This is a genomic window from Citrobacter sp., assembly GCF_050252275.1.
Taxonomy (GTDB): Bacteria; Pseudomonadota; Gammaproteobacteria; order Enterobacterales; family Enterobacteriaceae; genus Citrobacter_A; species Citrobacter_A amalonaticus.
This window is the reverse complement of the sequence record NZ_JBFWLF010000226.1, coordinates 1-7,528: the sequence shown is the minus strand read 5'-3', so window position 1 is coordinate 7,528 and position 7,528 is coordinate 1. Positions and strand designations below refer to the sequence as shown.

6 protein-coding genes are annotated in these 7,528 nt (G+C 55.1%); 1 reads left to right on the top strand and 5 read right to left on the bottom strand.

What is annotated here, in order from left to right:
- Window positions 1-277: 277 nt before the first annotated feature.
- Window positions 278-1,741, top strand: coding sequence for a GGDEF domain-containing protein (locus tag AB7E14_RS17300; RefSeq protein WP_316961716.1), 1,464 nt, complete (start codon window positions 278-280; stop codon window positions 1,739-1,741).
- Between the two features lie 36 nt (window positions 1,742-1,777).
- On the opposite strand, the gene trpA is transcribed toward AB7E14_RS17300, so the two are convergent.
- The 5 genes from trpA to AB7E14_RS17275 form a co-directional block, all read right to left on the bottom strand.
- Window positions 1,778-2,584: a tryptophan synthase subunit alpha gene (trpA, locus tag AB7E14_RS17295; protein ID WP_044327870.1), complete on the bottom strand. Its 807-nt coding sequence runs from the start codon at window positions 2,582-2,584 to the stop codon at window positions 1,778-1,780.
- Complete coding sequence (trpB, locus tag AB7E14_RS17290; RefSeq protein WP_054176246.1) at window positions 2,584-3,777, bottom strand: tryptophan synthase subunit beta; 1,194 nt, start codon at window positions 3,775-3,777, stop codon at window positions 2,584-2,586. Before trpB ends, trpA begins: the two co-directional genes overlap by 1 nt.
- A gap of 10 nt (window positions 3,778-3,787) precedes the next feature.
- Window positions 3,788-5,146 carry a bifunctional indole-3-glycerol-phosphate synthase TrpC/phosphoribosylanthranilate isomerase TrpF gene (gene trpCF, locus AB7E14_RS17285; RefSeq protein ID WP_061070675.1) on the bottom strand — a complete coding sequence of 453 codons (1,359 nt, stop codon included), beginning with the start codon at window positions 5,144-5,146 and terminating at the stop codon, window positions 3,788-3,790.
- A gap of 3 nt (window positions 5,147-5,149) precedes the next feature.
- Window positions 5,150-6,745 carry a bifunctional anthranilate synthase glutamate amidotransferase component TrpG/anthranilate phosphoribosyltransferase TrpD gene (gene trpD / locus AB7E14_RS17280; protein ID WP_044257722.1) on the bottom strand — a complete coding sequence of 532 codons (1,596 nt, stop codon included), beginning with the start codon at window positions 6,743-6,745 and terminating at the stop codon, window positions 5,150-5,152.
- Window positions 6,745-7,528 (bottom strand): anthranilate synthase component 1 (locus tag AB7E14_RS17275; RefSeq protein WP_428169716.1); only part of this gene is annotated, 784 nt, incomplete at its 5' end. The genes trpD and AB7E14_RS17275, both read right to left, overlap by 1 nt.

Here is a 7,528-nt window from a genome sequence, read left to right as displayed (position 1 = left end):
ATAAGACTGTCTCTTTAAGAAAATTCCTGGTCGCAGATCAGTGCTACAACCCAGAGGACGCAGGCATCAAAACCGCTCTTTCAGCCTGATGACAGGCTAACGCTGAGTGTTTGCGCACCACGTAAAGCGGCGCAGGTAGACTAAAATTATTTGTAGCGGGGCGGTTCTACTCACAAGTCGTCTGACAGAAGGGCGAGATTCTCCCGTGAGACCTGTACTGCCTTCTTAAAATCGAATAACGTAGTGTTAACAGCGTGTTGATGCTCAGGGTGCCTTAGTGAAAATCGTGCAGGACAGTTTAAGAAACAGACAGGCACTTATTATTTCAGCGCTAACCACGCTGCTATTTACATCACTTTTTTTGTTTATTATTTATGAGCAGCGACTGGCAGCAGTCAATGAAGGAATGAACCGCCTGCAAACGCGGATGCTTGATATCTTCAATGATAATGAAATGATCGCGGATGCGACCGGCGTGCGCTACCGGCAGATCAAAGCCGCCGATCAGTGTGGTGCCATGTCACTATTTCTCCCTCGTGGAAGGGTCTGGGGAATTAACGCCGACAGGAAACGCATTCACTCCGCATCGGGCGCGATGGTGGCGCGTGAACCGACGTTGAACGCACTGTGCATGTATACCGCCGCTGAGTTTATTCGCGGTAGGGTGAATGAGCTTAACCCCGGAAATTTCGATGCTCATCGCTACGTTATTGCCGAGGATGCGAGCTATTTTTACTGGTTTACGCCGACTGACACCAAAGCGTTTAATTATCGTACGTCGCAAATGGCGCAGAATATCTCCGACTTCTTTTTACCTCCCGTCGATTTTTATACCCGCCTGTTGGAAAAGAGTGTCAAAACGAAGGCCTTAAGCTCCACGGATTTTTATAACGATAAAATCACGGATGAGAAAGCCTTTAGCGTCGTGAGTTATATTTATGACCTCTCGCGTACTGAGATTTCCGACCATATCCTTGGCTATCTGGTTTACGATCATGCGAAGCCGGAACTTCAGGAGGCATTACGCGACGCCTTTGATGGACAGGTGCCGCATGGGCTGAACGTTTCGCTGGTGAATACTTTGAATCAGCAGTCGCTTTGTCTGTGGGGGGAATGTAAAAAGCGTCCGGAAATTGCCTTCAAAGTGCTCTCTGAGAAATATGTCATTCACTACGCTATCTCGCTCAGTGGGTTTGCGATGCATGACACCCAGGCGGGGTTGCTGATCCTGATGGCGCCGTTCTTCTTTGTACTGATCATGATGGGGTTAAAATCCTGGCTAAATGAGAGCGATCTGAAAGTCTACATCGACTCGTTGACGGGCTGTTTCAACCGTAAAATTCTCGACATCATCAAGCGGCGGGATCTCTCTGACAGTTCGGTGGTGTTGGTTGATTGCAATAAATTCAAAGCAATTAACGACACCTGGGGACACGTTGCCGGGGACAGAGCGCTACAGATTATTGCCAACCGGATGTTGTCCAATACCCGCACCAGTGACGATCTGGTGATTCGCACCGGGGGAGATGAGTTCGTGATTGTGCTGTATAAGGCGAAAACGAGCGATGCGGTCGCCATCGCGGAACGTATCACCCAGCAAATCAATGAGTATCAGTTTCGCGTGAAGGAGATGAAGGTGCCGCTTTCCATCTCATGGGGCGTAGCCGAAGTGACTGAGGGCATTGATGATGCCATTCAGTATGCAGATGGCGAGATGTACAAAATGAAGCAGGCTAAATAATGGGACCGCCAGCGCGAGACTGGCGGTCTTTGGGTATTACTGACGGGTAGCGGCTTTTAATCTGCTGACGAATGATTTCAGTTCTGCGAGCATCTGATCAGGCTGCTCGACATTTTTCTCAATGATTTTGACGATCGCTGAACCGGAGATCGCGCCAGCGGCGCCTGCGTCAATGGCGGCAGACACCTGCTCCGGTGCGGAAATACCAAAGCCCTGTAAAGCAGGCGCGGCGTTGTACTCTTTCAGTTTCTCTACCAGATGATGCAAAGGCAGCGCAGCGCGGTTTTCTGCGCCCGTCACCCCTGCGCGAGACAGCAGATAAGTATAACCCCGGCCATAAGAGGCGATCTGGCGCAGCAGGTCATCATCGGCATTGGGCGGGCAGATGAAAATCGGCGCAACGTTGTGGCGCAGCGCCGCCTGACGGAATGGCGCAGACTCTTCCACCGGCACGTCGGCGACCAGAACCGAATCCACGCCGACCTCGGCACATTTGGCATAAAACGCGTCAATACCTTTGCTGAATACCAGATTCGCGTACATCAACAGACCAATGGGAATGGTCGGATGTTTTTCGCGAATGGCGGCCAGCATCTCAAAACAACGGGTCGGCGTGACGCCAGCGGCAAACGCGCGCAGCGTGGCGCTCTGAATGGTCGGGCCATCAGCGAGCGGATCGGAGAAAGGGATCCCTAACTCCAGCGCATCTGCACCTGCCTCAATCAGGGCATCGATAATCTTCAGCGACTGTTCAACTCCAGGGTCGCCGAGGGTCACGAAGGGAACAAAGGCACCTTCCTTGCGATCGTTTAGTTGTGCAAACAAACTTTCATAGCGTTCCATCAGATTTCCCCTCGCGCTTTCAGAATATCGTGTACGGTGAAAATGTCTTTGTCCCCACGACCGGAAAGGTTAACCACCAGCAGTTGCGCTTTCTCCGGATTCTCACGCATCATTTTCAGCGCGTGGGCCAGGGCGTGTGACGACTCGAGCGCCGGGATAATGCCCTCGTGCAGACAGAGCGTTTTAAAGGCGTCCAGCGCTTCATCATCGGTGATCGACACGTAGTCGGCACGACCAATGCTGTTCAGGTACGCATGCTGTGGGCCGACGGACGGGAAATCCAGACCTGCAGAGACGGAGTAGGACTCCTCGATCTGTCCCTCATCGGTCTGCATCATTGGCGCTTTCATACCAAAATAGATCCCGACGCGACCGTGCTTCAACGGCGCACCGTGTTCACCGGTTTCAATCCCGTGACCACCCGGTTCTACACCAATCAGCCCAACGTTTGGCTCATTAATAAAATCGGCAAACATCCCGATGGCGTTGGAACCGCCGCCCACGCAGGCGATCACCGCGTCCGGCAGGCGACCCTCTTTTTCGAGGATCTGCGCTTTGGTTTCTTCACCGATCATGCGCTGGAATTCACGCACGATGGTCGGGAACGGGTGCGGGCCAGCAGCGGTGCCGAGCATGTAGTGCGCGGTTTCGTAGCTACCAGACCAGTCACGCAGCGCCTCGTTACAGGCGTCTTTCAGCGTGGCTGAACCGCTGTGAACCGGAATCACCTCCGCACCCATCAGACGCATACGGAAGACGTTTGGTGACTGGCGCTCAACGTCTTTTGCCCCCATGTAGATACGGCATTTCAGGCCGAGCAGGGCGCTGGCGAGCGCCGAAGCTACCCCGTGCTGGCCCGCGCCCGTTTCCGCAATAATCTCGGTTTTACCCATGCGTTTTGCCAGCAATGCCTGACCTAACACCTGGTTGGTTTTATGCGCGCCGCCGTGCAGCAGATCTTCACGTTTCAGGTACAGCGTGGTATTGGTCCCGGCGGTGATGTTCTGACATTTGGTCAACGCGGTGGGACGCCCTGCGTAGTTTTTCAACAGGTCGGTAAACTGGGCCTGAAACTCGGGATCTTTTTGCGCACTGACAAACGCGTCTTCCAGTTGACGCAGAGCAGGCATCAGAATCTGCGGCACATACATGCCACCGAATTCACCAAAATAGGGATTGAGTAATGTTGTCATGTCCTTTTCCTTAATATGCGCGCAGTGTCTGAAATACCGAGGCCAGAAGGCGTGCATCTTTGATGCCCGGCTGTGACTCTACACCTGAATTAAAATCGAGACCGGCACAGCCGGTTTTAGCCGCCTCAACGCAGTTATCCGCGCCAAGACCGCCTGCCAGCAATACGTTATCCAGCGATTGTCCTTGCAGTAACGACCAGTCAAAACGCTGACCGCTGCCGCCCTGGCCGTTATCCAGCACGTATTTGTCGACATGCTGATAATCGCGGGCCGGGAGAGTGTCACCGACGCTCAGCGCTTTCCAGATCTGTACGTTTTCAGGCAGCGAGGCGCGTAGCGCATCAACATACGCCTGATCTTCGCGGCCATGCAGCTGTACGGCTGTCAGTGAAAGCTGTACAGCTTTTTCACAGACGTCGGCGATGTCGTGATTGCGGAATACGCCAACATACTGTAGCGGGGCGGCGGACTGCACTTCGCGGGCCTGTTCAATATTGACAAAACGAGGTGATGAAGGAACAAAAATCAGTCCACCATAGATCGCGCCAGACTCGCAGGCGGCTTTGGCATCTTCCGGACGCGTCAGGCCACAGACCTTATTCTCGCCCAGCAGAACACGGCGTACGGCGGCGTTAAGATCGTCATGCGCCATGAGTGCGGAACCAATCAGGAAACCATTGGCAAAATGGCTCAACTCGCGAACCTGAGCGTAGGTGTTGATCCCCGATTCGCTAATCACCGTCACACCCTGGCCCAGTTTCGGCGCCAGTTGGCGCGTACGATTTAAGTCAATCGACAGGTCGCGCAGGTCGCGGTTGTTAATCCCGACCACTTTCGCGCCAAGCGCAATGGCGCGCTCCAGTTCGTCTTCATTACTGACTTCTGTCAGCACGCCCATTTTGAGACTGTGTGCCACGGCAGAAAGCTGGCGATACTGCTCGTCGTCGAGGACCGAAAGCATCAGCAGGCAGGCGTCGGCCTGATAGTGGCGCGCAAGGTAAATCTGGTAAGGGTCGATAATAAAGTCCTTACACAAAATCGGCTGCGGCGCGATGCGGCTCACGATCGGCAGGAAATCAAAACTGCCCTGGAAGTACTTCTCATCCGTCAGAACGGAAATGGCGGAGGCGTAATGTTTATACACCCCGGCAATCCGCGCCGGATCGAAATCATCGCGGATCACGCCTTTAGACGGGGAGGCTTTCTTACACTCCAGAATAAAAGCCGTACGCGCGCCCTGTAAGGCGTCATAAAAGTGACGCGAGCTGGGCTGGACATCGTTTTGAAAACTGGCCAACGGTTGTTGCTGTTTGCGGGCTTCCACCCAAATCGCCTTGTCTGCGACGATTTTCGCTAAAACGGTTTGCATCATTTACCCTCTTGCCGCCAGAGCGGTGACTCGGTCATAAGCGGAACCACTGTGCAAGACCTCGAGAACGGTTTGCGCATTAGCCTTGAGATCTTCTTCACCATGCAGTCGCATTAACATTGCGACGTTTGCGGCAACGGCTGCCTCATGGGCGGCGTCACCTTTACCTTGTAGTAAGCGTGTCAGAATGTCACGGTTTTCTTCCGGCGTACCGCCTGCCAGTTGTTCCTGGTGGTAAGGGGTCAGGCCAAAGTCATCTGCCGTCAGCTGATAGCTTTTGATCTCGCCGTCATGTAGCTCCGCCACAATGGTCGGCGCATGCAGAGAGACTTCATCCATTCCGCCGCTGTGTACGACCGCGGCACGCTGGTAACCCAGCACGCGCAGGGTTTCGGCAATCGGCAAAACCAGTTCAGGGCTATAAACGCCAATCAGCGCCAGCGGCGGATGCGCCGGGTTAATCAGCGGCCCCAGTACGTTGAACAGCGTACGGGTCTTTAACTGCTGGCGTACCGGCATCGCATGACGGAATCCGGTGTGATATTTCGGGGCAAACAGGAAGCAAACGCCCAGTTCGTCCAGCGCCTGACGCGATCGGTCGGCATTCATATCGAGATTGATACCGAAGGCGGCCAGCAGGTCTGATGAGCCGGATTTACTGGAAACGCTGCGGTTGCCGTGTTTTGCCACCTTCAGGCCGCATGCCGCCGCGACAAAAGCGCTGGCGGTAGAAATATTAATGCTGTTACTGCCGTCGCCGCCGGTGCCAACGATATCGGCGAACAGATAATCAGGGCGGGGGAACGGCGCAGCGTTTTCCAGTAAGGCGGTTGCCGCACCGGCAATCTCATTCGGATGCTCGCCGCGAATCTTCATGCTGACCAGCGCGGCAGCCAGCTGTTCCGGTTTCAGTTCACCGCGTACCACGGCGGAGAACAACTGGTGGCTTTCCTGCTGGCTCAGGGTCTGTGCCTGATACAGTCTTTCGAGGATCGGCTGCAAGGTATTGGTCGGCTCCAGCTTCTGCTGCGCCCAGGCCAGCGTCTGCTCAAGCAGACGTGCACCCTGGGTGGTCAGAATGGATTCCGGGTGGAACTGTAAGCCGCACACGCGATCGGCATCATGACGAACCGCCATCACCATGCCGTTAAAATGGGCGTTGATGGTCAGGCCGGCAGGGATATTGCTACCGATCAGAGAGTGATAGCGGGCAACCGGCAGCGGATTCGTCAGACCGGCAAACATAGCCTGTCCATCGTGTTCAATGCTGGACGCCTTACCGTGCAGGATCTCGCCGGCCTGTCCGACATAGCCGCCGTAGGCTTCGACAATCGCCTGATGGCCCAGGCAGATACCGATAATTGGCAGCTTGCCGCGCAGACGGGTCAGCAGTTCCGGCATGCAACCTGCTTCACTGGGTACGCCAGGGCCTGGAGACAGCACCAGTACCGGGTTCTTCATGGTGGCCAGACGCTCAATCAGAGTCTGAGCCGGAATATGGTTACGGTAAATCACCACGTTATGACCGTTGGTACGCAGCTGATCTGCCAGGTTATAGGTGAATGAGTCGATGTTGTCGAGCAGCAGAATGTCAGCCATCAGAAAGTCTCCTGTGCGTGGTGCGCGGTGGCAATGGCACGCAGGACCGCGCGCGCTTTGTTACGGGTTTCGTCGGCTTCTGACTGGGGAACAGAATCGAGCACAATACCGGCACCCGCCTGGACGGTGGCGATACCGTCTTCCACCAGCGCGGAGCGAATCACAATGCAGGTATCCAGATCGCCGTGCGCGGTGAAGTAACCGACTGCACCGCCGTAGCTGCCGCGTCGACGGCCCTCGGCTTCGGCAATCAACTGCATTGCCCGCACTTTCGGTGCCCCGCTCAGCGTGCCCATGTTCATGCAGGCGCGGTAGGCGTGCAGGACATCGAGATCGTGGCGTAATTCGCCGACGACGCGAGAGACCAGGTGCATAACGTGAGAATAACGGTCAACTTTCGTCAGGTCTGCCACGTACCGACTGCCTGGCGTACAGATTCGGGCGAGATCGTTACGCGCCAGGTCAACCAGCATCAGATGCTCGGAAAGCTCTTTATGGTCGGTGCGCATCTCCAGTTCAATGCGGCTGTCGAGGTCGCGATCTAACGTTCCATCGGCGTGACGACCGCGAGGACGCGTACCGGCAATCGGGTAAATTTCAATCTGGCGGCTGGTGGCATCGTATTTCAGTGAACTTTCCGGCGACGCACCAAACAAAGTGAACTCGTTGTCCTGCATAAAGAACATGTACGGGCTGGGGTTACTCTTCTTCAGCACGTAATAGGCCGCCAGCGGTGACGGGCAGGGCAGTGAGAAGCGGCGGGACGGGACCACCTGAAAAATT

Excerpts from the sequence above, each read along its gene's own strand:
- trpB (WP_054176246.1), bottom strand. The coding sequence starts at position 3,777 with ATGACAACATTACTCAATCCCTATTTTGGTGAATTCGGTGGCATGTAT.
- trpCF (WP_061070675.1), bottom strand. The coding sequence starts at position 5,146 with ATGCAAACCGTTTTAGCGAAAATCGTCGCAGACAAGGCGATTTGGGTG.
- trpA (WP_044327870.1), bottom strand. The coding sequence starts at position 2,584 with ATGGAACGCTATGAAAGTTTGTTTGCACAACTAAACGATCGCAAGGAA.
- trpD (WP_044257722.1), bottom strand. The coding sequence starts at position 6,745 with ATGGCTGACATTCTGCTGCTCGACAACATCGACTCATTCACCTATAAC.